The sequence below is a fragment of the Microvirga lenta genome, assembly GCF_020532555.1.
GTDB lineage: Bacteria > Pseudomonadota > Alphaproteobacteria > Rhizobiales > Beijerinckiaceae > Microvirga > Microvirga lenta.
The window spans coordinates 230,728-255,103 of record NZ_JAJBBR010000001.1 but is presented as its reverse complement, the minus strand read 5'-3'; the positions used below and the strand labels follow the sequence as shown (position 1 = coordinate 255,103).

Annotated in this window: 27 protein-coding genes; 17 read left to right on the top strand and 10 right to left on the bottom strand. The window is 65.2% G+C overall.

What is annotated here, in order from left to right; all coding sequences use genetic code 11:
* Positions 1 to 26: 26 nt before the first annotated feature.
* The 5 genes from LGR44_RS01400 to LGR44_RS01380 all read left to right on the top strand — a co-directional run bounded on the left by LGR44_RS01400 (position 27) and on the right by LGR44_RS01380 (position 4,485).
* Positions 27 to 1,307 carry a cytochrome b gene (locus tag LGR44_RS01400; RefSeq protein WP_226736434.1) on the top strand — a complete coding sequence of 427 codons (1,281 nt, stop codon included), beginning with the start codon at positions 27 to 29 and terminating at the stop codon, positions 1,305 to 1,307.
* 23 nt (positions 1,308 to 1,330) lie between these two features.
* Positions 1,331 to 2,215, top strand: coding sequence for a cytochrome c1 (locus LGR44_RS01395; RefSeq protein ID WP_226736432.1), 885 nt, complete (start codon positions 1,331 to 1,333; stop codon positions 2,213 to 2,215).
* Positions 2,216 to 2,316: 101 nt separating this feature from the next.
* Entirely contained in the window at positions 2,317 to 2,931 is a 615-nt protein-coding gene (locus tag LGR44_RS01390; protein WP_226736431.1) for an enolase-like domain-containing protein, read from the top strand.
* Positions 2,932 to 2,998: 67 nt separating this feature from the next.
* Positions 2,999 to 3,874, top strand: coding sequence for an S-methyl-5'-thioadenosine phosphorylase (locus tag LGR44_RS01385; RefSeq protein WP_226736429.1), 876 nt, complete (start codon positions 2,999 to 3,001; stop codon positions 3,872 to 3,874).
* A 65-nt stretch (positions 3,875 to 3,939) separates the two neighbouring features.
* The gene (locus LGR44_RS01380; protein WP_226736427.1) at positions 3,940 to 4,485 is read left to right on the top strand and encodes an adenine phosphoribosyltransferase; all 546 of its coding nucleotides are present in this window, start codon (positions 3,940 to 3,942) and stop codon (positions 4,483 to 4,485) included.
* A gap of 25 nt (positions 4,486 to 4,510) precedes the next feature.
* On the opposite strand, the gene LGR44_RS01375 is transcribed toward LGR44_RS01380, so the two are convergent.
* The 3 genes from LGR44_RS01375 to nfi form a co-directional block, all read right to left on the bottom strand.
* On the bottom strand, positions 4,511 to 5,539 hold the full coding sequence (locus tag LGR44_RS01375; protein WP_226736425.1) for a LysR family transcriptional regulator: 1,029 nt from the start codon (positions 5,537 to 5,539) through the stop codon (positions 4,511 to 4,513).
* Between the two features lie 174 nt (positions 5,540 to 5,713).
* On the bottom strand, positions 5,714 to 6,733 hold the full coding sequence (locus LGR44_RS01370) for a MaoC family dehydratase (RefSeq protein WP_226736423.1): 1,020 nt from the start codon (positions 6,731 to 6,733) through the stop codon (positions 5,714 to 5,716).
* Between the two features lie 47 nt (positions 6,734 to 6,780).
* Positions 6,781 to 7,449: a deoxyribonuclease V gene (gene nfi, locus LGR44_RS01365; protein ID WP_226736421.1), complete on the bottom strand. Its 669-nt coding sequence runs from the start codon at positions 7,447 to 7,449 to the stop codon at positions 6,781 to 6,783.
* A 197-nt stretch (positions 7,450 to 7,646) separates the two neighbouring features.
* Between nfi and LGR44_RS01360 the strand changes: the two genes are divergently transcribed.
* The gene (locus LGR44_RS01360) at positions 7,647 to 8,867 is read left to right on the top strand and encodes a hypothetical protein (protein WP_226736418.1); all 1,221 of its coding nucleotides are present in this window, start codon (positions 7,647 to 7,649) and stop codon (positions 8,865 to 8,867) included.
* Between the two features lie 81 nt (positions 8,868 to 8,948).
* Positions 8,949 to 9,386: a group III truncated hemoglobin gene (locus LGR44_RS01355; protein ID WP_226736415.1), complete on the top strand. Its 438-nt coding sequence runs from the start codon at positions 8,949 to 8,951 to the stop codon at positions 9,384 to 9,386.
* A gap of 18 nt (positions 9,387 to 9,404) precedes the next feature.
* Here LGR44_RS01355 and LGR44_RS01350 read toward each other — a convergent pair whose 3' ends face one another.
* The 7 genes from LGR44_RS01350 to LGR44_RS01320 all read right to left on the bottom strand — a co-directional run bounded on the left by LGR44_RS01350 (position 9,405) and on the right by LGR44_RS01320 (position 15,156).
* Positions 9,405 to 9,578: a hypothetical protein gene (locus tag LGR44_RS01350; protein WP_226736413.1), complete on the bottom strand. Its 174-nt coding sequence runs from the start codon at positions 9,576 to 9,578 to the stop codon at positions 9,405 to 9,407.
* Between the two features lie 73 nt (positions 9,579 to 9,651).
* Entirely contained in the window at positions 9,652 to 10,749 is a 1,098-nt protein-coding gene (gene ychF / locus LGR44_RS01345; RefSeq protein ID WP_226736411.1) for a redox-regulated ATPase YchF, read from the bottom strand.
* Between the two features lie 25 nt (positions 10,750 to 10,774).
* Positions 10,775 to 11,407, bottom strand: coding sequence for an aminoacyl-tRNA hydrolase (pth, locus tag LGR44_RS01340; protein WP_226736408.1), 633 nt, complete (start codon positions 11,405 to 11,407; stop codon positions 10,775 to 10,777).
* A gap of 98 nt (positions 11,408 to 11,505) precedes the next feature.
* Entirely contained in the window at positions 11,506 to 12,123 is a 618-nt protein-coding gene (locus LGR44_RS01335; protein ID WP_226736406.1) for a 50S ribosomal protein L25/general stress protein Ctc, read from the bottom strand.
* Between the two features lie 202 nt (positions 12,124 to 12,325).
* Positions 12,326 to 13,258: a ribose-phosphate pyrophosphokinase gene (locus LGR44_RS01330; protein ID WP_226736404.1), complete on the bottom strand. Its 933-nt coding sequence runs from the start codon at positions 13,256 to 13,258 to the stop codon at positions 12,326 to 12,328.
* Positions 13,259 to 13,412: 154 nt separating this feature from the next.
* Positions 13,413 to 13,925: a hypothetical protein gene (locus LGR44_RS01325; RefSeq protein ID WP_226736402.1), complete on the bottom strand. Its 513-nt coding sequence runs from the start codon at positions 13,923 to 13,925 to the stop codon at positions 13,413 to 13,415.
* A 73-nt stretch (positions 13,926 to 13,998) separates the two neighbouring features.
* Positions 13,999 to 15,156: a benzoate/H(+) symporter BenE family transporter gene (locus LGR44_RS01320; RefSeq protein WP_226736400.1), complete on the bottom strand. Its 1,158-nt coding sequence runs from the start codon at positions 15,154 to 15,156 to the stop codon at positions 13,999 to 14,001.
* 167 nt (positions 15,157 to 15,323) lie between these two features.
* On the opposite strand from LGR44_RS01320, the gene LGR44_RS01315 reads away from it, so the two are divergent.
* The 10 genes from LGR44_RS01315 (at position 15,324) to LGR44_RS01270 (ending at position 24,367) form a co-directional block, all read left to right on the top strand.
* Positions 15,324 to 17,213 carry a calcium-binding protein gene (locus LGR44_RS01315; protein ID WP_226736398.1) on the top strand — a complete coding sequence of 630 codons (1,890 nt, stop codon included), beginning with the start codon at positions 15,324 to 15,326 and terminating at the stop codon, positions 17,211 to 17,213.
* Between the two features lie 115 nt (positions 17,214 to 17,328).
* Positions 17,329 to 19,341, top strand: coding sequence for an excinuclease ABC subunit UvrC (gene uvrC, locus LGR44_RS01310; RefSeq protein ID WP_226736396.1), 2,013 nt, complete (start codon positions 17,329 to 17,331; stop codon positions 19,339 to 19,341).
* Between the two features lie 134 nt (positions 19,342 to 19,475).
* On the top strand, positions 19,476 to 20,090 hold the full coding sequence (pgsA, locus tag LGR44_RS01305) for a CDP-diacylglycerol--glycerol-3-phosphate 3-phosphatidyltransferase (RefSeq protein ID WP_226736393.1): 615 nt from the start codon (positions 19,476 to 19,478) through the stop codon (positions 20,088 to 20,090).
* A gap of 4 nt (positions 20,091 to 20,094) precedes the next feature.
* Positions 20,095 to 20,346, top strand: a complete 252-nt coding sequence (gene moaD / locus LGR44_RS01300; RefSeq protein ID WP_226736391.1) for a molybdopterin converting factor subunit 1 — start codon at positions 20,095 to 20,097, stop codon at positions 20,344 to 20,346.
* A gap of 25 nt (positions 20,347 to 20,371) precedes the next feature.
* On the top strand, positions 20,372 to 20,827 hold the full coding sequence (locus LGR44_RS01295) for a molybdenum cofactor biosynthesis protein MoaE (protein ID WP_226736389.1): 456 nt from the start codon (positions 20,372 to 20,374) through the stop codon (positions 20,825 to 20,827).
* A gap of 66 nt (positions 20,828 to 20,893) precedes the next feature.
* Complete coding sequence (locus LGR44_RS01290; protein WP_226736387.1) at positions 20,894 to 21,148, top strand: hypothetical protein; 255 nt, start codon at positions 20,894 to 20,896, stop codon at positions 21,146 to 21,148.
* A 559-nt stretch (positions 21,149 to 21,707) separates the two neighbouring features.
* Complete coding sequence (locus LGR44_RS01285) at positions 21,708 to 22,184, top strand: MgtC/SapB family protein (RefSeq protein ID WP_226736385.1); 477 nt, start codon at positions 21,708 to 21,710, stop codon at positions 22,182 to 22,184.
* A gap of 122 nt (positions 22,185 to 22,306) precedes the next feature.
* Positions 22,307 to 23,188, top strand: a complete 882-nt coding sequence (locus tag LGR44_RS01280; protein WP_226736383.1) for an extensin-like domain-containing protein — start codon at positions 22,307 to 22,309, stop codon at positions 23,186 to 23,188.
* A gap of 82 nt (positions 23,189 to 23,270) precedes the next feature.
* The gene (locus LGR44_RS01275; protein ID WP_377033346.1) at positions 23,271 to 23,702 is read left to right on the top strand and encodes a hypothetical protein; all 432 of its coding nucleotides are present in this window, start codon (positions 23,271 to 23,273) and stop codon (positions 23,700 to 23,702) included.
* The gene (locus LGR44_RS01270; RefSeq protein ID WP_226736379.1) at positions 23,699 to 24,367 is read left to right on the top strand and encodes a ribonuclease T2; all 669 of its coding nucleotides are present in this window, start codon (positions 23,699 to 23,701) and stop codon (positions 24,365 to 24,367) included. The genes LGR44_RS01275 and LGR44_RS01270 overlap by 4 nt, the downstream gene beginning before the upstream one ends.
* Positions 24,368 to 24,376 lie beyond the last annotated feature (9 nt).

The window sequence follows — 24,376 nt, the reverse complement described above, 5'->3', positions numbered from 1 at the left end:
ACGGTCACTGCGATCAGGCGATATCCATGAGTCAGTATTCCACAACCTACGTCCCCAAGAGCTCCTTCGGTAAATGGTTCGAAAGCCGTCTGCCGATCGCCAGCCTCGTCCACTCGTCCTTCATCGCGTTCCCGGTGCCGCGGAACCTGACGTATTTCTGGACGTTCGGCGCGATCCTGGTGTTCATGCTCGTCGCGCAGATCGTGACCGGCGTCTTCCTGGCGATGTACTACACGCCGAATGCCGCGTTGGCGTTCCAGTCCGTCGAGCACATCATGCGCGACGTGAACTACGGCTGGCTGATCCGCTATCTGCACGCCAACGGCGCCTCGATGTTCTTCGTGGCCGTCTACATCCACATCTTCCGTAACTTCTATTACGGGTCCTACAAGGCGCCGCGCGAGGTCCTCTACATCCTCGGCGTCATCATCTTCATCCTGATGATGGCCACGGCCTTCATGGGCTATGTGCTTCCCTGGGGGCAGATGAGCTTCTGGGGCGCCACCGTCATCACCAACCTCTTCTCGGCGCTCCCGGTCGTGGGCGAGACCATCGTGAGCTTCCTCTGGGGCGGCTACTCGGTAGGCAACCCGACCTTGAACCGCTTCTTCTCCCTGCACTACCTGCTGCCCTTCATGATCTTCGGCGTGGTCATCCTCCACGTCTGGGCGCTGCACGTGCCGGGCCAGAACAACCCGACCGGCATTCCGATCAAGTCGGGCAAGGACGCGGTTCCCTTCACGCCTTACGCGACGATCAAGGACATCTTCGCCGTCGTCGTGTTCATGATCTTCTTCGCGTACTGGGTGTTCTACATCCCGAACTACCTCGGCCACGCGGACAACTACATCCCGGCCAATCCGGCCGTGACTCCGGCCCACATCGTGCCCGAATGGTACTTCCTGCCGTTCTACGCGATCCTGCGCGCCATTCCGGACAAGCTCGGCGGCGTCATCGCGATGTTCTCGGCCATTCTGGTGTGGTTCCTGATGCCGTGGCTCGATACGTCGAAGGTTCGCTCGACCGCCTACCGTCCGCTCTACAAGCAGTTCTTCTGGGTCTTCGTCGCCGTCTGCATCCTGCTCGGCTGGCTGGGCGCGAAGCCTGCGGAGGGCTGGTACGTGATCGTGTCGCAGATCGCCACCGCCTACTACTTCATCCACTTCCTGGTCATCCTGCCGGTGCTCGGCTTCGTGGAGCGTCCGCTGCCGCTGCCGAACTCGATCCTCGAATCCGTGATGGGCGTGCAGAAGGGTGGCGCGGGCATGCCGGCCGGCGCCAATGCCGAGCCGCAGTCCAAGGGCTGATGCGAGCGTTGAGGAACAATATCATGATGAAGCGTACCCTTCTCATCGCCGCTGCCCTTCTCGGCCTCTCGGCACCCGCCTATGCCGCCGGCGAGACCCCGGTCCCGCCGCAGCTGAGCTGGTCGTTCCAGGGCCCCTTCGGCACCTTCGACCGGGCCCAGCTCCAGCGCGGCTTCAAGGTCTACCGGGAGGTCTGCGCCTCCTGCCACGGCCTGAGCTACGTCGCCTTCCGCAACCTGTCGCAGCCCGGCGGTCCGGAATTCTCCGAGGCCCAGGTCCGTGCCCTGGCGGCGGAGTACCAGATCCAGGACGGCCCGAACGAGGCCGGCGACATGTTCGAGCGTCCCGGTCGCCCGGCCGACCGCTTCCCGAGCCCGTTCCCGAACGAGAATGCGGCCGCGGCGGCAAACGGCGGCAAGGCTCCGCCGGATCTGTCCCTGATGCCGAAGGCGCGCACCTACGAGCGCGGGTTCCCGTGGTTCATCACCGACGTGTTCCGCCAGTATTCGGAGAACGGCGCCGACTACCTCGTCGCCCTGCTCAACGGCTACACGGAACCGCCGGCCGGTTTCCAGGTGCCGGAGGGTGGCCACTACAACGCATATTTCCCCGGCCATATCATCGCCATGCCCAAGCCGGTCAGCGACGGCCAGGTCGAGTATCCGAAAGATGCCAATGGCCAGCCGCAGGCGCCCGAGACGGTGGACCAGTACGCCCGCGACCTCACGGCGTTCCTGATGTGGACGGCCGAACCGCACCTCGAGGCCCGCAAGCGCCTCGGCTTCCAGGTGATGCTGTTCCTCATCGTCCTGTCGGTCCTGCTCTACTTCACCAAGAAGAAGATCTGGGCCCGGGTCGGCGGCGAGGTCGAGGGTCACGCGACCCCGCCCATGACGCACAATCCGTAAAAGTCCAAAGGCCCCGGAAACCGGGGCCTTTTCTTTTCGGGGCCTTCGCGGCAAGACGCATGGAGCGGGACCCGCGTCCCGGGTTGAGCAGCGGAGCGCACTTGAATCCTCTCCTTCCGATCGTCGATACCCTGTACGGGAAGCCGTGCCTCGCCATCCACGTGCAGCCGCAGCTCGCGCCCGATGCGCAGGAGAAGCTCCATGCTCTCCAGCAGGCGGCCATCGCCCATTGGCCCCGTGCCTTCCACGAGGCGCCGCCCCACGCATTCCACGTCACCGTCTATCCCCTCGTGCCGACGACCGACGGCTTCGACAAGGAGGCCTATTGGAGCACGATCGCCGAGCCTGCCCGCCGGCTCGTCGAGGAGCTCGGCTCCGGCGCCGGTCCGCTCGTGCTGGATTTCTTCGAGCTCAAGGTCATGCCGGTCGGCGTCATCGCCGTAGCCAGAGAGGAAAGCGGCTTGATCGGGCGCATCCGGGACAGGATCCTCGCGACGCTTCCGCCGCCTCCCGGGCACGAGCACCGGCACTACGACCTCGTCCACACCACTCTTGCCCGGTTCTCCGATCCGAGTCCCGTACCCGCCGCGGTGGTGCAGCGGATCGAGGCGGTGCCGGTTGCCCTCCCGGTTCGGATCGAGCGCCTCAAGATCTTCCGCGAGACGCTCTTTCCCTGCCTGGTCGGCGAAGAACTCGCGTCGGTTTCGCTTGGCTGACCGGGCTGCTATCTCTTCCCCGGTCCGGGAGCCGAGTCGGCTCCGCGGCGGCGACATCTGAGGTCACATGACGAAAGCAGTGCTGGGCATCATCGGCGGTTCGGGCGTCTACGATCTGCCGGGGCTGGAGGATGTGCGCGAGGAGCGCATCGCGTCTCCGTGGGGCGAGCCTTCGGACGCGCTGCGGATCGGGCGGATCGGCTCGACCGAGGTGGTGTTCCTGGCCCGACACGGGCGCGGCCACCGGTATTCGCCCTCCGACATCAATTACCGGGCCAATATCGATGCGATGAAGCGGGCCGGCGTGACCGACCTGATCTCCGTCTCGGCCTGCGGCTCCTTCAAGGTCGAGTACTATCCGGGTTTCTTCGTGCTCGTGGACCAGTTCGTGGACCGTACCTTCCGGCGCGAAAGCTCCTTCTTCGGCAAGGGCTGCGTCACCCATGTGCCCATGGCCCATCCGGTCGGCCCGGGCCTGCAGCAGCGGATCGCCGACGCGGCGGTCGCGGAGGACATCCCCTTCAGCCTCGGAGGGACCTATGTCTGCATCGAGGGGCCGCAATTCTCCACCTATGCCGAGTCGCTCACCTACCAGAGCCACGGCTACGACGTGATCGGCATGACCGCCATGCCGGAGGCCAAGCTCGCCCGCGAGGCCGAAATCACCTACGCGACCATCGCCATGGTCACCGACTACGATTGCTGGCACCCGGAGCACGACGACGTGGACGTGGCCGCCGTCGTTGCCGTCGCCCAGCAGAACGCCAAGAGAGTGGCCGGGCTCATTGCCCGCGTCGCCCGGGATTTTCCGCTCGAGCGCTACCCCTGTCCCCACCGCTCGGACCGCGCCCTCGACGGCGCGATCATGACGGCGCCGTCCGCTCGCGATCCCGAGCTTCTGAAGAAGCTCGATGCGGTGGCGGGCCGTATTCTGAAAGCCTGAGGCCGAGAGTGGCGCGCCAGCCGCCCTGCCGATAGGATAAGCCTTCCTAGAACCCGAGTTTATCGATGGACCAGCGTCTCCTCACCGATCTGAAAGCGGCAATCCGCTCGATCCCGGACTACCCGAAGCCCGGCATCGTCTTTCGCGACATCACGACCCTGCTGGGAGACGCGCGGGCCTTCCGGCGTTCGGTGGACGAGCTCGTTCATCCCTTCGCGGGCGGAAGGGTGGACAAGGTCGCGGGAATCGAGGCGCGCGGCTTCATCCTCGGGGGCGCGGTGGCCCATCAGCTCTCGGCGGGCTTCGTGCCGATCCGCAAGAAGGGCAAGCTGCCCCACGAGACCGTTCGGATCGCCTATTCGCTGGAATACGGCGTCGACGAGATGGAGATCCACACGGACGCCATCGGCCAGGAGGAGCGCGTCATCCTGGTGGACGACCTCATCGCCACCGGCGGCACCGCCGTTGCGGCGAGCCAGCTCCTGCGCCAGATGGGCGCCAACATCGTGGCCGCCTGCTTCATCATCGACCTGCCCGATCTGGGCGGCGCCCAGAAGCTGCGCGACCTCGGCGTCGAGGTGCGCAGCCTCGTGAGCTTCGAGGGACATTGATCCAGGGCGGCCGTAGAGGTCGCTGTCACCTTGCTCTCTGAAGGTCGTCGAGGCGCCAAGGAGACGAGCCAAAGCGCGCGACCATAAAGTCGATGAAGGCCCTCACGCGCGGAAGCCGCTGTCGAAGCGCTGGAAAGACAAGGGATACCGGTACGGGCTCGGACTGGTGAACTTCGGTCAGGATCGGCACGAGCCTGCCTTCCCTGATCGCATTCGCCACCACGAGATCCGCAAGCCGGATGATCCCAAGACCGGCAACGCCTAGTGCAAGAACGCCTTCTGCATTGTCGACATTGAGCGGTCCGCGGGTCTCGACGATCTCGATCCCGTCCTGTCGCCGGAAAGGCCACAGCGACAGATGGGGTGATGATGCTACATTGATGCATGAATGGTGCGCCAGATCGGTCGGTTCGAGAGGCGCTCCATGCTGCGCAAGGTAAGCCGGCGAGGCGCAGATCACTCTGCGGATCTCTGCGATACGACGAAAGCCCAACCTTTCGTCTTTGACGGCTCCTATGCGGACGGCGACGTCGACACCCTCCGCGATCACATCGATGACATGGTCCGAGAGGGTGAGATCGAGCCGGATATCGGGAAAGGAGGCATGGAAGTCGGGGAGAGCCGCTGCCAGCTGATGAACGACGAAGGCGATGCTCGCATTCACGCGTAGACGACCCTGAGGACGGCCGCGACCCTCCACAACGGCCGCTTCTGCCTTATCGAGGTCGTCGAGAATGCGCCGCAAGCTTTCCGCGTAAGCTGCCCCTTCCGGAGTCGGGGCGATGCGTCTCGTCGTGCGCTCGAGAAGGCGAACACTGAGGCGCTGTTCCAATCGTGTGACCGCTTTCGAGACTGCCGACGGAGTGAGGCCAAGTGCTTTCGCCGCGGCACTGAAGCCACCGTGGTCCAGGATGGACACAAAGAGCGACATGTCGCCGAGAGGTATGATTTGTGCTTCCTCTTCACGAAAGAAGTTCCGGGGAGCCCGATTATCTCTTTCTGCGGAAACAATACAACCATGGGGTCGCCATTCCTTTCCTGAGGAAGCAGCCATGTCCCCATTCCCAGATGGATTTTCCAGTTATGCCGAAGCCCGGCGTCTCGCGGAAATGGAGCGCACCCTCGCTTTGCAGGACTTGGCAAGAGGCATGAAGCGCCGCATTCGGGCTTTGACGATTAGGCTCGGTCTCCCCCGTAAGGTCGGGACCGTGGAGAAAGTCCTGGAGCCTTAAGCTGGCCGCCGCTCCCAGAACACCGCGCCGTCGAAGGAGAAGACCTCCTCTCCGTGCTGGTTCACGCCCGTGTTGTGATGGGTGGCGATGCCCCAGCCGGGGCGCGAGGCGGAGGCGCGGGCGCCCGTGAAGGTGGACCGATAGGTGATCGTGTCGTCCGCATATACGGGCTTGAGCCATTTCAGGTTCGTGAAGCCCGGGGAGGGGCCCAGTCGGGCGGGGCGCTCGCCCCTCGCGAGGGCATCGGCGCGCACGCGCTCCCGATGGCCGATCATCAGCTTCATCCAGATGGCGGCCGTGTGCCAGCCCGAGGCGCACAGATCGCCGAACAGGCTGTCCTTCGCGGCGACGGGATCCACATGGAAGCGTTGCGGATCGAACTGCCTTGCGAAGCGGATGATCTCCTCCGAGCCGAAGGTGTAGGTGCCCAGCTCGACCGTGTCGCCTGCGACGATGTCCTCGAGATAGGGGTTGGCCGTGATGGGGAGCGCCTCGATGGCAGGCGCGGAATCCGGAAGGGACGATGCCGCCGCCGCGAGCGCGCTGCGCCCGGCGCCGGGGGCCGGTTCCGCGTCCCTCCGCCCGAACATGATCCAGTTGCCCTGGGTCATGACCGTCTCGTCGTTCTGGTTCATGAGCTCGAACCGGAACCGGACGAGGCCGATGGACGGCCGGCTCTTCGAGGGGCGGCTCTCCTCGACATTCATGCGCGAGCGCAGGGTATCGCCGGGCCGGACCGGCTTCAGCCATTTCAGCTCGTCGATGCCGGGCGAGCCCATGGAGGTGGAATCGAGGATCCTCCCATCCGCCAGGAGGCGCATGTTGATGCAGGCGGTGTGCCAGCCCGAGCCGATCAGCGTGCCGACGAAGCTGTCCCGGGCGGCGATCTCGTCCACGTGGAAGGGCTGCGGGTCGTATTCCCGCGCGAAGGCCAGGATATCCTCCTTCGAAACCGTGACGGGGCCGAGAACCTCGGTGGTGCCGGGAACGAAATCTTCGAAAGCAAAGTGGGGCATCGGACTTGAATCTGAGGCGAGAAGGCAGGGCGAGGGGCCGTTCGTTCTCAGGGTTCGAACTGCCCAGCCGCGTTGTGCGCCAAGCGGATCGGCTCGGGCAAGCGATATTTCGGCGAGCAGCGCAGGACCAGCTCCGCCGCGGTGGGAATGTCCGCCATATGTCCGGGCGAGATGAACATGGGGTTCTTGGCGCTGCGGGTGCGCAGCGCCACGCCGATGGTCTGCCCCTTGTCGATGAGGGGCGCGGCGGCGCCCTTGTCCTCGGCCAGGTCCTTGTAGCGCCCGCACAGGAGGGTCTTGCCGCAGCCGATGGTGGGCCGCTGCAGCCACAGGCCCATATGGCTCGCGATGCCGATGCGCCGGGGATGGGCGATCCCCATGCCGTCGAAGAGAAACACGTCCGGCTCGGCCTCGAGCTTGTCGAACGCCTCCTCCAGCACCGGGCCCTCCCGGAAGCTCAGGAGCCCGGGAATATAGGGAAACGGGGTTTGACGCCGGGCAAGGACGGTTTCGACCGGCAGGAAGCCGGGATAGGTCACCACGACAACCGCGGCCTGGGACTGCTCGTCCTTCACGCTTACATCGACCCCCGCCACCAGCCGGACCGAATCGAGATCGATGGGCTGCGTGGAGTCCACCTCGGCGGCCATTTCCTTCTGGAGGGCGATGGCCTGCGAGGGGGAGAGGTCCCAGGGATGGCGGCGGTGGAGACGCATGACGTGAAGCTCAACGCCTCAGGCGGAGGAACGATCCGGCCACGGTCTGGCTTCGAGGCATCGCGAGGCCGCCGCACCAGCTAAGCCGTGGCGGGCTAAGGAAATTCCCTTAGGGGGAAGGTCTGAATTTTCTCCCCGTGCCGATGGGCCTATACCCGTCGCCGTCAGACGAAAGTCGTAAGAGTCACGAGGATATCATGCAAACCGTGCTCGCCATGAGCGGCTCCGAGCCGCGTGAGCCAAGAACAACCAACGTCCGCTTCGGACGCATTGCCGCCGGTCTCGCGGCCCTCGGCGCCGGCGCTGCCTGGTCGCTGCCGGCTCAGGCGCATGTGAAGTGGTTCGCCCCCTACATCGTCGATGCCGCCCCGCAGCCGATCGGCGCGACCCTGACGAATCTGTGGTTCTGGACCGGCATCGGCCTGGTGCTGGCCTTCTTCCTGGCCACCCTCGCGGTCGAGCGCAAGGCGGTCGGCCAGGCCGTCCTGAGCGGTCTCGATCGGGTCAGCGCTCCCCTCTGGAGCCGCTCGGACGATTTCATGCGGGCGTCCATCGGTGCCTTCTTCGTCGCGATCTTCGCGGTCGGCGGCATCTATCTCACCCCTGACCTCAAGACGGATTCCGAGCTCATTTCGTGGGCCCAGCTTCTGATCGCGGCCTGCGTGTTCTCGCGCCGGACCATGCCCGTCGCGGCCGCCGGCATCATCACGCTCTGGATCGTCGCGCTCCGGGAGTACGATTTCTTCCACCTGCTCGACTATCTCGCCCTCGGCGTCGGCGTCGCCGCCTATCTGGTGCTCGCTTCCGTGGACGATCCGAAATGGCGCGAGCGCCGCTTCCTGGCCCTGCGCTGGGGCATCGCGATCGCCCTCATGTGGTCGAGCCTGGAGAAGTTCGCCTATCCGAACTGGTTCTACCCCCTCGTCGAGGAGAAGCCCTTCCTGACCTTCGGCATGCCCCGCGACGTGTTCATCCCCATGGCGGGCGTGTCGGAATTCACCCTGGGCTTCGGCCTGCTCTGGACCCCGCTGGTGCGTCGCCTCTCGGCCGTGGCCCTGCTCGTGATCTTCTTCACGGCGGTCTACCCCTTCGGACGCATCGACCTCGTCGGCCATGCCCTCATCATGGCGGCCCTTTTCCTGGTGGCGGCCGATCCGACCCGGGGCGTAAAGGTTCCGGCCCTCGTGAAGCTGCCGCGCACCTTGCCGAGAATGGGCAGCTTCGCTTCCGTTCCCGCCGGTCTCGCGGTCGCCCTCATCGTGCTCGTCTCCGGCTATTGGGGCCTGCACGGAGCCTTCTACGGGGCGGAATATGGGATCGAGCGGCCTGCGGAAATGACCACCCATTCCCACAGCAAGGAACATCCGCATGGGCCGCAGGCAACGGTGCCCCAACAGGGATTGGCGCCCCACCACTAAGGGCGCCTGGCAAACATCAACATAGAAAAAGGGGACGGGAGCGCAGGCTTCCGTCTCTTCATGTCGGAAAGGAGAGGGGCATTGGCCTATTCAGCGACAAACCGGAGCATTTCGATCATCGCGCCGGCCCGGGGCGTCACGGAGGCGCTGATCCGTCGCCTCGTCGAGACATTCTATGGGCGGGTCCTGCAGGATCCTGATCTGGGGCCGATCTTCAAACAGGCCCTGTCCCATCGCTGGGACGAGCATCTGGGGATCATGGTCGATTTCTGGTCCTCGATCGCGCTCCGCACCGGGCGGTATCACGGCAAGCCCCATGTGGCCCATGCCGCCTTCGATCTCACGCCGGACCTGTTCGGGCGCTGGCTCGAGCTGTTCGAGGCGACCGCGCGGGATGTCTGCGAGCCGGACGTGGCGGCGTTCTTCATCGACCGGGCGCAGCGGATCGCCGAAAGCCTGCAGATCGGCCTGGGCATCGGCCCAAAGGCTCTGAATCTCGCCCCGGCGGGAAGGTCGTGAGGCTGGGCCGCGCGACGGCTACCGCTCCCACCATTCCAGGTCGGAATCGCCCTTGGCGAACAGCGAATAGACGCTGCCGATCAGAAACGCGAAGGCGACGAGCGCTGCGAGGATGAGTTCCGCGCTCCCCAATCCGGGGGAGACGAGGGCTGTGCCGAGGGTGCCGGCGATGTCTTCGAAGGAATCCTGCATGGATCAGTTCTCCATGCAGGATTGATGCACCATCCCGACTGAACGCACGGCCAAGCCGTCGTTCAGCAATCCGTCAGTTTGCGAAGCGGAAATGCAGCACGTCGCCGTCCTGCACGGTGTATTCCTTGCCTTCCAGCCGCAGCTTGCCCGCGTCGCGGGCGCCCGCCTCGCCCTTCAGGGAGACGTAGTCCGGATAGGCGATGGTCTCGGCGCGGATGAAGCCCTTCTCGAAATCCGTATGGATGACGCCGGCCGCCTGCGGGGCGCGGGTGCCCCTGGTGATGGTCCAGGCGCGGGCCTCCTTCGGGCCGACCGTGAAGTAGGTGATGAGGCCGAGAAGCTCGTAACCGGCGCGGATCACGCGGTTGAGGCCCGGTTCGGCAAGGCCGATGGCGTCGAGGTAGTCCTTCTGCTCGGCGGCGTCGAGAACGGCGATCTCGCTCTCGATCTTGGCCGAGACGACCACCGCCTTCGCGCCTTCTTCCTTGGCGCGCTGGAAGACCTTGGCCGAGAACTCGTTGCCCTGGTCGGCCGAGGCCTCCTCGACGTTGCACACGTAGAGGACGGGCTTGGAGGAGAGGAGGCCCAGCATCTGGAACAGGCGCTCTTCCTCGGGCTTGCGCTCGACCATGCGGGCGGGCTTGCCCTCGCGCAGCAGCACGAGGGAGCGATTGACGAGGTCGAGGGTCTCCTTCGCCTCCTTGTCGTTGCCCTTGGCCTTCTTTTCGAGGGCGGTGACGCGCTTCTCCAGGCTGTCGAGGTCGGCCAGCATCAGCTCGGTCTCGATGGTCTCGATATCGGCGATGGGGTCGATCTTGCCCTCGACATGGGTGATGTCCGTGTCCTCGAAGCAGCGAACCACATGGGCGATGGCATCCACCTCGCGGATATTGGCCAGGAACTGGTTGCCGAGCCCCTCGCCCTTGGACGCGCCGCGCACCAGGCCGGCGATGTCCACGAAGGTGAGGCGGGTCGGGATGATCTGGGCCGATCCGGCGATCCCGGCCAGCGCATCCAGCCGGTTGTCCGGCACCGCTACGTCGCCCACGTTCGGCTCGATGGTGCAGAACGGATAGTTCGCCGCCTGCGCGGCCGCCGTCTGGGTCAGTGCGTTGAAGAGGGTGGACTTGCCCACGTTCGGCAGGCCGACGATGCCCATCTTGAAGCCCATGGCCTCACTCCTTGCATGGCCGGCTTCAGCCGGCGTTACTGTTGCTTTGGCCGGCCTTCTCGCCGGGCCGTTTCACGTCCGTCCAGCCCTTCGCCTCCATGGCGAGGTGGACCTTGTTCTGGAAGCTCCCGTCCTCGCCCTTGGCGAGAAGCGAGGCGTTGTCGGCGAGGATGCGGCACAGGTCGTCGACCCAGGCCTCCTCGGACTTGGCAAAATCTCCGAGCACATGGCTCTGGACCAGGGGCTTGTGGCCCGGATGGCCGATGCCGAGGCGTACGCGGCGGTAATCGTTGCCGCAATGGGCCGTGATCGAGCGCAGGCCGTTATGGCCCGCATTGCCGCCGCCGACCTTCACCCGCACCTTGGCGGGGGCTAAGTCGAGCTCGTCGTAGAAAACCGTCACGTCGGAGAGCGGGATCTTGAAGAAGCGCTGCGCTTCCGCCACCGCCCGTCCGGATTCGTTCATATAGGTCTGCGGCTTGAGGAGCAGGACCTTTTCGGAGCCGATGGTCGCCTCGGCCGTCTCGCCCTGGAAGCGCCGCCGCCAGGGACCGGCATTGTGGGCGCGTGCGATCTCGTCCACTGCCATGAACCCGATATTGTGGCGGTTCTTGGCGTAGCGGGGGCCGGGATTTCCGAGGCCGACGAAGAGGCGCATGACAGGGGGAACTCGCTGGCTCTCTCATGAGAAACGCTCCGGCCTTGCGGTCGGAGCGTCGAAGCCGATCAATGGGCTTGACGCCCGGTGGAGCCCGATCAGGCGGTGGCCGCAGCCTCGCCCTCGGCCGAAGCCTCTGCGTCTTCCTTCATGCCCGTGGGGGCCACGACGGTGACGAGGGTCAGGTTCTCGGCGGAGGTCGCCTTGGCGCCGTTCGGCAGCTTGATGTCCTCGAGGTGGATCGACGAACCGATGTCGAGACCCTCGACCGAAGCCTCGATGTAGTCGGGGATCGCGTCGGACGGGACGAGGAGTTCCACCGAGTGCTCGACGATCTGGAGCGTGCCGCCGCGCTTCACGCCCGGGCACTTCTCCTGGCCGACCACGTGCACCGGAACCACGACCTTGATCGCCTGGCCCTCGGAGAGGCGCAGGAAGTCGATGTGGAGCGGGAAGTCCTTGACCGGATCGAGCTGGTAGTCGCGCGGGATCGCGCGGGTCTTCTTGCCGTCCACGTCGATCTCGAAGATCGTGGTGAGGAAGTGACCGGCGAAGATCAGCTGCTTGGTCTGGTTGAAGTCGAGGGCGATCGTCTGGGCCGGCTGGCCTGCGCCGTAGATGACGGCGGGAACTTGGCCTTGGCGACGAACGGCCCGGGCGGCCCCCTTGCCGGCCCGGTCGCGCGCCACGGCCTTGATTTGCTTGATATCGCTCATGGTCGTGGTCCTTTGAAATACGTTTGTAAAAACCGATGGCCGCCAAGGTCCTGAAACCGTTGGGCGGCCATGAGGCTCGCGCCCGTGCCTCCAAGGGTGTCGAGCGGGCGCGAGGCGGCTTATAGAGAAGGAGAGCGGGAAATGCAACAAAAGCTGTTGCATTGGGCTTCCCCGCCGGTTTCGGCGGCGGGGAGGAGGGTCCTCAGTCGAACAGGCTGGAGACCGAGCTTTCCGTCGCCGTGCGGCCGATGGCTTCGCCCATGAGCGAGGCGATGCTGATGACCCGGATGTTGTGAGCCACCTTCACGGCCTCGGTCGGCATGATCGAGTCGGTGATGACGAGCTCCTTGAGCTTGGAACCGGCGATGCGGGCCACCGCGCCGCCGGAGAGCACCCCGTGGGTGATGTAGGCGTAGACCTCCTTAGCGCCGTTCGCCAGGAGGGCTTCGGCCGCGTTCACCAGGGTGCCGCCCGAATCCACGATATCGTCGACAAGGATGCAGGACCGGCCTTCCACGTCGCCGATGATGTTCATCACCTCCGACTCGCCCGGGCGCTCGCGGCGCTTGTCCACGATGGCGAGCTGGGCGTCGATGCGTTTGGCGAGGGCGCGGGCGCGCACCACGCCGCCCACGTCAGGCGACACCACCATGCGGTTGCCGCCGTCGAGCCGCTCCTTGATGTCGCGGGCGAGGATGGGCGCGGAGAAGAGGTTGTCGGTCGGGATGTCGAAGAAGCCCTGGATCTGGCCGGCATGGAGATCCAGCGTCAGCACGCGGTCGACGCCCGCATGGGTGATGAGGTTGGCCACCAGCTTGGCCGAGATCGGCGCGCGCGATGCGGACTTCCGATCCTGCCGGGCATAGCCGAAATAGGGGATCACCGCCGTGATGCGGCGGGCCGAGGCCCGGCGCAGCGCATCGGTGATGATGAGCAGTTCCATCAGGTGGTCGTTCGTGGGGAACGAGGTCGACTGGATGATGAACACATCCTCGCCGCGCACGTTCTCCTGGATTTCGACGAACACCTCCATGTCCGCAAAGCGCTTCACCTGGGCTTTGGCGAGCGGAACGTTGAGGTAGGCGGAGATGGCCTCCGCCAGCGGACGATTGGAATTTCCCGCGACGAGCTTCATGAAAGCAACTTTGGCTCTTCTAGTGTGACCCATGGAGCCCGCCGCGTGACGTTGTTGCCCTTGCGCGGCAAGGCGCATGGGTCTTAGCAGCGATAGGAAACCGTCACAATACTTGTGGCGCGGCGGATGTGCTGCTTTTTCAGTCTCGTCCCAGTCACTGTGCCGCGACCGCCGGCTCGTCGGCGGAGGCATCGGCGGTCTGGAACGGCTCCTCTTCCTTGGACGCGCTCAGGAATTCGGCGATCTCGTCCATGCTGGCGCCGGCGAGCTTGGCGAGGGTCTCCTTGTCGAGGTCGGTCAGGGAGCCCGAGGAGACCTGCGCCGGGCTCGAGCCCGCCAGGCGCTTGGCGCGGCGCTTCTGGGAATCGAACACGTCCCAGACATAGGCGACCTTGGTTTCGCCCCCGGTCGTTTCCGTGGAGAGATAGCCCCGCACCCGGTAGCGGGCATCCGCGCTCGCCCCCACGAGTTCGACCTTGCGGTCGGACGCGGCGGTGTTGAGCTCGTCGATGAGGGCCGTGCGCACGGGAGGCGGGGCGCCGTCGATGCTCTCGAGGGCGATCGGCACGCCTTCCGGCGATCCGCTGAAGGACGCCCCCTGGCATGCACCCAGGGAGACGGCCATCAGCGCGGCGGCGAACCACCCCGCGTGCTGTGTCCAAGCCATGAAGCCCCCATCCTCGCGTTGTTCAATTCTTCGTGTAACGATGTTTTAAGCTTAACGGGAGGTTTCGTCCAGATCAGCTCCGCCTGATGCGCAGGATCGCGGCGTCGAGGGCAAGGGCGACGAGCCCCGCCCCCAGGCCCCAGAAGGCGGAGCCGATGCCGAAGAGGGTGAGGCCGGAGGCCGTGACGGCCAGCGTCAGAACGGCGGGAAAGCGCTTGCCCTCGTCGGAGAGGGCCGATCCGAGCGCGCCCGCGAAGGCGCCCATCAGCGCAAGGCCGGCCACGGTCTTGATCAGCTCCGGCGGAAGCGCCGCGATGAGGCCGATCAGGGCGGCGCTGAAGGCGGCGAAGATCAGGTAGCTGAGGGAGTAGAACGGCCCGACGAGCCAGCGCTTGGCCGGATCGGGGTGGGTGTCCGGGCCGGTGCAGATCGCCGCCGAGATCGCCGCGAGGTTGCTCGTATGCGCGCCGAAGAAGGCGCTGACCACGGACGCGAGGCCGGTGACGGCCAGGATCGGGCGCGAGGGCGGCGTGTAGCCCGAGGCGCGCAGGACGGCGAAGCCGGGCAGGTTCTGCGACGCCATGGTAACGAGAAAGAGCGGCACCCCGAGGCCGATCAGGACCGCGGGCTCCCAGGCGGGAGCGATGAAGGTCAGGGACGACAGGGATAGGTCCGAGGGCAGGGGCTGCGCGAGCCCGCCGCCGAAGGCGATGGCGAGCCCGACGAAGAGCACGGCCAGAACCGCCATTGCCGGATTCACGAGCCGCACCAGCAGGAAGACGCCCACGAGCGGCAGGACCAGGCCCGGCGCTCCCTGGGCGCTCACGAAGACCGCGGTGACGAACTGGATCAGGACCCCCGCCAGCATCGCAGCGGCGATGGAGGAGGGAATGCGCTCGATCAGGCGGCCGAACGGCTTGACCGAGGCGGCGAGAACGATGAGGCCGCCCGCCAGCAGGAAGGCCCCGACGGCGGCATGGATGGAGATGCCGCTGGAGGCGCCGATCAGCGCCGCGCCAGGGGTGGACCAGGCGGTGACGACGGGAATGCGGTAGCGCACGCTCAAGAACCCGCTCGTGGCCGCCATGCTCAGGCACAACGCCGCCACCCAGGACGAGGTCTGCGCCGCATCGGCCCCCACCGCATCGGCGGCGGCGATGATGAGCGCGATCGTGCTGCCGAACCCGACCAGGGCCGCGACGACGGCGGATGTGATGATCGACAGGCGCATGATGTGGGGCTCCGGATGGGGGAGGAGCTTGGCGGTCTAAGCTGAAGTTGGGGATTGGTCTAGGATCCGGTCAGGGAAGGGCGGTTATGGTTTGCGGAAACTTGGGCATGGACAGGAGTAATGGGAGGAAATAACACGCTATATAGTATCAAATTACGGAGGGGCCTATGCCTTTGAATCCTGTTTCCTTTGAGTGGACCAACAGCAGCATTTCCCCCACGCAAGTCACAGCCTTGAGCAATGGGACGTTCCTGAGGCTTTCGAAGAGCAACGAGGGAAAGTCGCTGTATGGCCAGCTCCTGGATACAGACGGTTCTTTGATTGGAGGGGCTTTCCTCATCAAATCTGTTGAGGCCGGGTATGTTGGCGGGACTGCTGTAGCCTTGGCCAATGGCCGGTTTGCGGTTTCGATGACTCACGGTACGGATAGCGAGGAGGCTTTCGAAAGTGCGGCCCAGATCTTCAATGCCGACGGGACCCCTGGAGGCGCCGCAATCGACGTTGCGAGTAATTCTTACCTTGAAGACATGACAGGCCTAGCCGACGGCGGCTATGCCGTAGCATACCTTGAACTCGGCACTGGCTTAAAGAGCAGAGCCTTCGATAGCAATGGTACTGCTGGTTCCGCGGTCACCATGGTCACCAATTCGGATTGCGAAGTTGCGGGCTTGAAGGGCGGCGGTTACGTTTTGGTTTGGTCGCCGTCCGCGAACGCAACTGAGTCTCGTATCGACGCCCTTCTGCGCAAATCAAACGGTCAAGATGTCCAGATAAGCGTGACCGACCCTGGCAGCGTCGGCCAAGCAAAAGTGGTGGCCCTTGCGAACGGCAATTTCGTAGTCGCTTGGCGGGATGGGCTTGGCGATGGCAATGCCCTCAAGGCTCGCATCTATAGCCCGGAAGGGGGCGCCATAGGTGAAGCAATCACTCTCTACCAGGCTGCAAATGTCGCGAGTGGGGATTTAGATATTAAGCCGTTACTCGACGGAGGATTTGCACTTTCCTTTACTGCGGGTAGTGTGGGCGGAGAAGACTCCGATATCTATCTTGCAACCTACTCTGCCAGCGGCGCCGTTGTTTCAGCGCCTGAAATGATCAATGACGATACGAACGGCCTTAACGAAGGTCTTTCATCGATCCTAACCCTCAACGATGGACGCTACCTGGTCAAGTGGAGCCTCCCTGAAGGGCAGGTTCATTATCAAGCCTATGATCCGCGGACCTCGGGGGTCATCCTGTCGGGAGATAATGCAGACGATCACTATAGCGGGACCCAGTGGGGCGATACTCTCAATGGCGCAAGCGGTCGCGACCGCTTGCTTGGCAATGGTGGCGACGATCTCATCACGGGCGGTGCTGGCGACGACCTCCTCGATGGCGGGGCGGGCGATCAGGATATAGCCGTCTTCAGCGGCAGGCGCGCAGACTACACCATCTCCAAAAACCAGGACCGCTCGTTCACTGTTCTGGATAAACGTGCCAACGGGGATGGGCGGGATACCGTCTCCGGGGTCGAAACATTCCAGTTCTCCGACAGCACGGGGCCGGTCGTTGTCGATGCTCCAGGAGGTGGTGACGCTCCAGGAGGTGGTGACGCTCCAGGAGGCCCGCTGTTGCCGGACAACCTGGTCCTGGTCGGCACCAAGAAGGCCGACAGGCTCAGTGGCGGTGCCGGGCACGACAAGCTGTACGGCAAGTCCGGCAAGGACGTTCTCATGGGCGGAGCGGGCAAGGACGTGTTCGTGTTCGACACCAAGCCGAGCAAGAAGAACCTCGACAAGATCACCGACTTCTCCGTGGCCGACGACACGATCTGGCTCGACAACAAGGTGTTCAAGAAGCTGGGCAAGAAGGGCAGCGAGAGCAAACCGGCCAAGCTGAACAAGAAGTTCTTCAGCCTGGAGAAGGCCAAGGGCAAGGACGACTACCTCGTCTACAGCAAGAAGAAGGGCATCCTGTATTACGATGCCGACGGATCGGGCGCCGGCAAGGCGGTCGAGATCGCTAAGCTGTCCAAGAAGCTCAAGCTCACCGCAAACGACTTCTTCGTCGTCTGACCGCCTGTGATATCAGGGCGGGCGGGGGCGCTTGCGCCCGCTCGTCAGGCGCGAACAGAGCGGGTTTTCGCCTCAGGCTCTTCCCCATGGAATCGCGAGACCTTAAATCTCGCTTATGAATCGCAACACCTATAACGACGTCCCTCCGGAGATCCTGACCGACGAGGAGGATGACTCCGTCTCCGTCGAGAGCGGTTCCGATGTGGAGTTCGACCTCGAGGCCAATCCGGGGTCGGTCCAGCGTGGGACGGAGGTCATCCGGCGGTTCTGGACCACCCTGCCCAACGCGCCGGGCGTCTATCGCATGTTCGATGCCAAGGGCGACGTCCTCTATGTGGGCAAGGCCAAGAGCCTGAAGGCCCGCGTGGGCTCCTATGCGCGCGGGCAGGCCCATTCCAACCGCATCGCCCGGATGATCGGCGAGACCTCCTCCATGGAGTTCGTCACCACGGCGACGGAGACCGAGGCGCTGCTGCTGGAGGCCAACCTCATCAAGCAGCTCAAGCCCCGCTACAACGTGCTGATGCGGGACGACAAGTCTCTGCCTTACATCCTGCTGACGGCCGATCACGAGGCGCCGCAACTCGTCAAGCATCGCGGGTCGCGCAAGCGCAAGGGGGATTATTACGGCCCCTTCGCCAGCGTGTGGGCGGTCAACCGCACCATCAACGCCCTGCAGCGCGCGTTCCTGCTGCGCTCCTGCAACGACAGCTATTACGAGAACCGCACGCGTCCGTGCCTGCTTTACCAAATCAAGCGCTGCTCCGGCCCCTGCACCAAGGAGATCCCTCTCGACGAATACGCCAACCTCGCGGCGGAGGCGCGCGCCTTCCTGTCCGGCAAGTCCAATGCCGTGAAGGCGCGCATCACGGAAGAGATGCAGCAGGCGGCGGAGGAGCTGGAATTCGAGCGCGCCGCGCGCTGCCGCGACAGGCTCGCCGCGCTCTCGGCGATCCAGGGCGTGCAGGGCATCAACACCCAGTCGGTGGAGGAGGCGGACGTGTTCGCCCTCGATGAGCAGGCCGGGCAGTTCTGCGTCGAGGTCTTCTTCTTCCGCAACTGGCAGAACTGGGGCAACCGCGCGTATTTCCCGAAGGCGGACAAGTCCATATCGCCGGAGGAGGTCCTCACCTCCTTCCTGGCCCAGTTCTACGACGACAAGCCCGCTCCCCGCACCATCCTGCTGTCGCACGAGATCGAGGACGCGGAGCTGATGGCCGCGGCCCTCTCCACCCGGGCGGAAGCGAAGGTGGAGATCCATGCGCCCCAGCGCGGCGAGCGGCGTCAGCTGATCGAATACGCCCTGCGCAACGCCAAGGAGGCCCTGGGCCGGCGCCTCGCCGACACGGCCTCGCAACAGAAGCTTCTCGTCTCCCTGGGCCAGGCCTTCGGCATGAGCCGGGCGCCGCGGCGCGTGGAGGTCTACGACAATTCCCACATCATGGGCACCAACGCGGTCGGGGCCATGATCGTGGCCGGTCCGAACGGCTTCATGAAGCAGCACTACCGCACCTTCAACATGAAGTCGGAGGACCTGAAGCCCGGGGACGATTACGGTATGATGCGCGAGATGCTGCAGCGCCGCTTCGCACGGCTGGTCAAGGAGGAGCCGCGGATGCCCGATGCGCCGGACGCGGAGGCGGGCCGGGGAAACGACGACAGCTTCCCCGCCTGGCCGGACCTTGTCCTGATCGACGGCGGCAAGGGACAGCTGGAGGCCGCCCGCCAGGCCCTGGCGGAGGTGGGCGTGAGCGAGCAGGACGTGGCGCTCGTCGGCATCGCCAAGGGGCGGGACCGCGACGCCGGGCGCGAGACCTTCTTCAAGCCGGGCGAGGCGCCGTTCAAGATGCCGCCGCGCGATCCCGCGCTCTATTTCGTGCAGCGCCTGCGCGACGAGGCGCACCGCTTCGCCATCGGGGCGCACCGCGCCAAGCGCAAGCGCGAGCTCGTGAAGAACCCCCTCGATGAGATCCCCGGCATCGGCCCGACCCGCAAGCGGGCGCTCCTGCACCATTTCGGGACCGTCAAGGCCATCCAGCGCGCCGCGCTCGAGGATCTCATGAAGACCCCCGGGGTGAATGCCGCCACGGCCAGGGCGGTGTTCGACTTCTTCCACGACCGGGGGTGAGGAGTGCGCTCGTCCTCACGTTTCCGTCTCCCGCAGTGTCCACAACAAAGTTGCGTTGCTCCGGTTGCCGGGCCCTCGACGTCCCCCAAGTACAAGGAAGTCGGCCTGGTCAGGTTGACGGACCATCCCTCGGCATGTTTCCTGCCGAACTTATGAGCACCGCTCCCACCATGCGCCGGTCCAAGGCTTTCAATCTCGCGAATCTGCTGACCTACGGTCGGCTTGCGGCGGTTCCTGCCGTGGTGGCGCTGCTGTTCTGGCCCGAGGACCACTGGTCCCGCTGGTTCGCGCTCATCGTCTTCGCGGTTGCCGGCATCACCGACTACCTCGACGGTTACGTTGCGCGAACCTATGCGCAGCAATCCGCCCTGGGCCGCATGCTCGACCCCATTGCGGACAAGCTCTTGGTCGCGGCCTGTCTCCTGATGCTCGTGGCAGACGGGACGATCCACGGCTGGGCTCTGTGGGCGGCCATCGTCATCCTGTGCCGCGAGATCCTGGTCTCGGGCCTTCGCGAGTTCCTGGCCGAATTGAAGGTGGGCGTGCCCGTCAGCCGGGTGGCCAAGTGGAAGACCACGCTCCAGCTTCTCGCCGTCGGCTTTCTCATCGCCGGTCCTGCCGGAGAGGCGGTGATGCCGGGAACGATGCTGATCGGCATCGTCCTCCTGTGGGCGTCCGCGATCCTGACGATCTATACCGGGTGGGACTATCTCAAGACCGGCATTCATCACATGATCGACGAGGGCTGACGCCATGAAGCTCGTCTACTTCGCCTGGGTGCGCGAACGGGTCGGCAAGCCGGACGAGGACGTGGAGCTTCCCCAGGGGGTCGCGACCGTTGCCGATCTCGTGCGGTGGCTGAGGTCCCGCGGCGAGGAATACGAGCACGCCTTCGAGAACGAGGCCGTCATCCGAGCCGCCGTCGACCACGTTCACGTCAAGCCCGAGACCGTCATTGCTGGGGCGCGCGAGGTCGCCTTCTTTCCGCCGATGACCGGGGGCTGAGCCCCAGAGAGGGAGCCCGTGATCCGTGATCGTTTCCATCAGGATACAGGCCGAGAGCTTCGACGTGGCCGCTGAGACGGCCGCCCTCACGGACGGGCGTGCGGATATCGGGGCGGTCGTGGCCTTCACGGGCCTGTGCCGGGACGAGGGAGGGCGCCTGTCGGCCCTGGAGCTCGAACATTATCCCGGCATGGCCGAGGCCGAGATCGGCCGCATCGCCGTCCAGGCGGCGGAACGCTGGCCGCTCCACGGGCTCACGGTCATCCACAGGTTCGGCAAGATCCGCCCCGGGGACGAGATCGTCCTGGTCCTCACCGCCTCCTCGCACCGCCGGGCGGCCTTCGAGGCCGCGGAGTTCCTGATGGACTACCTCAAGACCCAGGCGCCGTTCTGGAAGCGCGAGCACCTCAAGGACGGGACGGCCGGCACATGGGTGGAGGCGAAAGGGATGGACGACGAGGCCGCCGAGCGGTGGGGCTGATCCCTGCTTGACCTCGGACAGTGACAGGAGGAGCATCCTTGCCGGAATGACGGACGGAGATGCAGCATGCGTGGCGTCATTGTCTTTCTCGGCCTGACGATCGCGGCGCCTGCCGGCGCCATGGACGAAGCCAGGATCCACCGGGCGCAGGGCCCGGCGCACAATCCGCTCGACTGCTACTGCCGCGCCCAGGGGCGCATCTTCGCGCCCGGCGAGCAGGTCTGCCTCAGGACAGCCGATGGGCCGAGGCTGGCTCAGTGCCGGATGGAGATCAACGTCATGTCCTGGAGCTTCACGGAAACGCCCTGTCCGGAAACATGAAAGCTGCCGTGGGATCACGACAGCTTCGAGGATTTGAGTTCTGTATGGGGATGGGGCCGTCTGCGGCCCGCGAAAAAGGCCGTTCAGAAAGCGCCGACGACAATGGCGCAGATGAAGCTCAATGAAACGCAGGCTGCGGCGATATTCAGCCCGTACATCCAGTCCAGATTCGACGTCAGGTTCATGGCAATCCCCTGTCTGAATAGAGAGGACGCTAACAAAACGAACCCGACCTGGAAAGGCCGACTCGGCCAGAGCACGCAGCCGGGGCGACGGTCGAAATGGTTAACGATCTGTTAACCTCTTGTCCTGGCAGCGAAGAAATCGTCGGGTCCCGAGGCGAAAATTTTTTCGCGGTCGGCCGGAAGGTAGCCCCTCTTTCAGGAAAGAGCCCGGTCCGCGAGGCCGGACGGAGGCAGGGGCTCCGCCATGATTCGGCGTGGGGCCTTGCCGGAACACGCCCCGCTGCACCAGGATTTCCTTTCGCGCCTACGCATCGTGCGAAGGCGGATCCGTTCGGAGTGCCAGGGCGGCGGGACTCCTCGCCGGGAAAGGTTTCATGGTTGAAGTTCTCGACGTGTTCGGCACGTTCAAGGTCCTGCCCCATTTCATCGCCCTTGCCGTGGCCTATGCCCTCGCATTTCCCGTCGGCTGGGACCGCGAGAAGGAGGAGCGCAGCGCAGGGCTCAGAACCTTTCCTCTCGTGGCGGTCGCGAGCTGCGGCTTCATCCAGGCGACCGAGCAGTTCACCCAGGGCGATGCCGATGCCATGGCCCGCATCATCGAAGGGCTCATCACCGGCATGGGCTTCATCGGCGGCGGAGCGATCCTGCGCCTCAAGGACTCGGTCAAAGGCACCGCTACCGCGGCAAGCCTGTGGGCAACGGGGGCGGTCGGCGTCTCCGTGGGGCTGGGAGCCTACGACGTGGCCGTCGTCGTCTCGGCCATGACCTTCCTGACGCTTCGCCTGCTCAAGCCGCTGAAACAGCAGGCAAACGCTCTGGAGGACGAGGAGCCGAGACGGCGCTCCTCCTGAAGGAGTCATCCCGGCCGTTGACGGGATGTTTACGCACGGCCGGCTAGTCTGCCGCCATGCGTCATGGGTTAGTTGCGTTTTTCGCCCTATCGCTTGTCGGACTTGGGCTCACGGGGTGCGGGTTGTTCCGTTTCGAACAGCGCGAGCCCTGGCGTGCGCAGGCCGAGGAAGCGTGCCTGTCTCAGCGGATGGTTCAGCCTTCCGCCTATATGGCCCTGTCGTCGAAGATCGACGGCCCCGGCGTCTGCGGAATGGATTACCCGTTCAAGGTTTCGGCCTTCACCAACGGCTCCGTGGGGCTGAAGTCGAAGGTGACGCTGGCCTGTCCGATCATCCCCCGCATCGATGCGTGGCTGGACGAGATCGTGAAGCCGGCCGCCATGATGTATTTCGGCATTCCGCTCGCCGACCTGAAGGCGGGCTCCTATTCCTGCCGTCCGCGCAACAACCAGCGGGGCGCGAAATATTCCGAACATGCCTTCGGCAATGCCCTCGACGTGATGGGCTTCGCCCTTGCCGACGGGCGGGAGGTCACGGTGGTGAAGGGCTGGAAGGGAAGCCCGGCCGAGCAGGAGTTCCTGCGCGAGGTCTTCGTCGGGGCCTGCCGCTATTTCACGACCGTTCTCGGCCCGGGCTCGGATGCCTTCCACTACGATCACCTGCACATCGACCTCGCCCGCCACGATCCCAAGGGCCAGCGGCGCATCTGCAAACCGATCCTCAAATTCGAGCCGCGAATCGATCCCGAACAGAGCCGGCAGGTCTATCAGGCCGCGGCGCCATCCGACCTGGCTCCCATCGACATGGAGCAGGACGTGCCGCAGGAGGGATACTCCGCCGCCTCGCCCATTCCCGGAGGATATTCCGCGGATCTGCCGCCGTCCGGGGCCGGATATCCCAGGGCGCCGATGCAACAGGCTCCGGCCCAGACCTATGCGCCGCCGGGCTATGCGAGACCGCAGGCGGGCCAGCCGCTCGCCCTGACCGGCTCGGGAATCTATTAAACCCGCAAGCGGAGCCTTGACCTTGTCGCGCGCCGCCCACATGGTCGAGAATGAGGTCAACGGATCTGTTGGAGCATGGACGATGAAGTGGCTGGCGGCTTTCCTAACCTGCGCGCTGTTGAGCGCGCCCGCGCTGGCTCGTGAGGTAACGCCTGCCGAGCGGCGCGATCACCCTTTCTATGCCAGCCTACCGGCGTGCAGCGACCCTTCGGTGCTTCAGGACATTTCGTCGACCTTCGCGACCCGCGAGCGCCGGTTCTGGAATTCCAGCCTGTCGATCGTCGGTTTCGAGCGGGTGCAGCAGGTCGCCTGGCGCCCCTGGGGGCTGGACTACATTCCGCGCCGGTTCTGCTCCGGGACCGTGATCGTGTCCGACGGCTATAAGCGGCGCATCAACTACTCGATCGGCGAGCAGCTCGGGTTCATCGGCATCGGCTGGGGCACCGACTTTTGCGTCGACGGCCTCGACCGTCACTACGCCTACGCGCCGCACTGCAAGCAGGCCATGCCTTGATCCGTCGCCGGTGCCTGGCCCTGGCAGGCGCCTTGTGGCTCGCAGTGCTTCCCGCCACGGCGCAGCCGGTCCGGGAGGTGAGGGGCGCCCCGGCGGGCGCCTTCGACTTCTACGTCCTCGCCCTGTCCTGGTCGCCCGGTTTCTGCGAAACCAGCGGCAGCGCCGGCAAGCGCCGGCAATGCGACGAGGGAAGCGGCCTCGGCTTCGTGGTCCATGGCCTGTGGCCGCAGAACGAGCAGGGGTATCCGAGCTTCTGTGAGCCCGGCGGGCGCTTCGCTCCTCGCGCGGCGGTCGAGGAGGCGAGCGGGCTTTTCCCTGACGACAACCTGGCCCGCTACCAGTGGCGCAAGCACGGGACCTGCACCGGGGAAAGCCCGAGCGGCTACTTCCGGGCGGTGCGGCGTGCACGGGAGCTCGTGCGGATCCCCGACAGTTTCAGCAATGTGACGTCTGGCGCCAAGGTCATGCCGGTGGAGGTCGAGCGGGCCTTTGCCGCAGCCAATCCCAACCTGCGCCCGGATATGATCGCGGTGTCGTGCGGCCGGCGCGTCCTTCAGGAGGTCCGGATCTGCCTCGACCGCGACCTGCGCGGCTTCCGCACCTGTCCCGAGGTCGACCGAAGCGGCTGCCGCGCCGGCGAGGTTACGATCCCGCCGGTCCGATAAGGCACGGGT

What these genes read in the sequence shown, in the direction of transcription:
- LGR44_RS01400 (WP_226736434.1), top strand. Translation starts at nt 27, where the DNA reads ATGAGTCAGTATTCCACAACCTACGTCCCCAAGAGCTCCTTCGGTAAA.
- LGR44_RS01395 (WP_226736432.1), top strand. Translation starts at nt 1,331, where the DNA reads ATGATGAAGCGTACCCTTCTCATCGCCGCTGCCCTTCTCGGCCTCTCG.
- LGR44_RS01385 (WP_226736429.1), top strand. Translation starts at nt 2,999, where the DNA reads ATGACGAAAGCAGTGCTGGGCATCATCGGCGGTTCGGGCGTCTACGAT.
- LGR44_RS01380 (WP_226736427.1), top strand. Translation starts at nt 3,940, where the DNA reads ATGGACCAGCGTCTCCTCACCGATCTGAAAGCGGCAATCCGCTCGATC.
- LGR44_RS01375 (WP_226736425.1), bottom strand. Translation starts at nt 5,539, where the DNA reads ATGGCTGCTTCCTCAGGAAAGGAATGGCGACCCCATGGTTGTATTGTT.
- LGR44_RS01370 (WP_226736423.1), bottom strand. Translation starts at nt 6,733, where the DNA reads ATGCCCCACTTTGCTTTCGAAGATTTCGTTCCCGGCACCACCGAGGTT.
- nfi (WP_226736421.1), bottom strand. Translation starts at nt 7,449, where the DNA reads ATGCGTCTCCACCGCCGCCATCCCTGGGACCTCTCCCCCTCGCAGGCC.
- LGR44_RS01360 (WP_226736418.1), top strand. Translation starts at nt 7,647, where the DNA reads ATGCAAACCGTGCTCGCCATGAGCGGCTCCGAGCCGCGTGAGCCAAGA.
- LGR44_RS01350 (WP_226736413.1), bottom strand. Translation starts at nt 9,578, where the DNA reads ATGCAGGATTCCTTCGAAGACATCGCCGGCACCCTCGGCACAGCCCTC.
- ychF (WP_226736411.1), bottom strand. Translation starts at nt 10,749, where the DNA reads ATGGGCTTCAAGATGGGCATCGTCGGCCTGCCGAACGTGGGCAAGTCC.
- pth (WP_226736408.1), bottom strand. Translation starts at nt 11,407, where the DNA reads ATGCGCCTCTTCGTCGGCCTCGGAAATCCCGGCCCCCGCTACGCCAAG.
- LGR44_RS01335 (WP_226736406.1), bottom strand. Translation starts at nt 12,123, where the DNA reads ATGAGCGATATCAAGCAAATCAAGGCCGTGGCGCGCGACCGGGCCGGC.
- LGR44_RS01330 (WP_226736404.1), bottom strand. Translation starts at nt 13,258, where the DNA reads ATGAAGCTCGTCGCGGGAAATTCCAATCGTCCGCTGGCGGAGGCCATC.
- LGR44_RS01325 (WP_226736402.1), bottom strand. Translation starts at nt 13,925, where the DNA reads ATGGCTTGGACACAGCACGCGGGGTGGTTCGCCGCCGCGCTGATGGCC.
- LGR44_RS01320 (WP_226736400.1), bottom strand. Translation starts at nt 15,156, where the DNA reads ATGCGCCTGTCGATCATCACATCCGCCGTCGTCGCGGCCCTGGTCGGG.
- LGR44_RS01315 (WP_226736398.1), top strand. Translation starts at nt 15,324, where the DNA reads ATGCCTTTGAATCCTGTTTCCTTTGAGTGGACCAACAGCAGCATTTCC.
- uvrC (WP_226736396.1), top strand. Translation starts at nt 17,329, where the DNA reads ATGAATCGCAACACCTATAACGACGTCCCTCCGGAGATCCTGACCGAC.
- pgsA (WP_226736393.1), top strand. Translation starts at nt 19,476, where the DNA reads ATGTTTCCTGCCGAACTTATGAGCACCGCTCCCACCATGCGCCGGTCC.
- moaD (WP_226736391.1), top strand. Translation starts at nt 20,095, where the DNA reads ATGAAGCTCGTCTACTTCGCCTGGGTGCGCGAACGGGTCGGCAAGCCG.
- LGR44_RS01290 (WP_226736387.1), top strand. Translation starts at nt 20,894, where the DNA reads ATGCGTGGCGTCATTGTCTTTCTCGGCCTGACGATCGCGGCGCCTGCC.
- LGR44_RS01285 (WP_226736385.1), top strand. Translation starts at nt 21,708, where the DNA reads ATGGTTGAAGTTCTCGACGTGTTCGGCACGTTCAAGGTCCTGCCCCAT.
- LGR44_RS01275 (WP_377033346.1), top strand. Translation starts at nt 23,271, where the DNA reads ATGAAGTGGCTGGCGGCTTTCCTAACCTGCGCGCTGTTGAGCGCGCCC.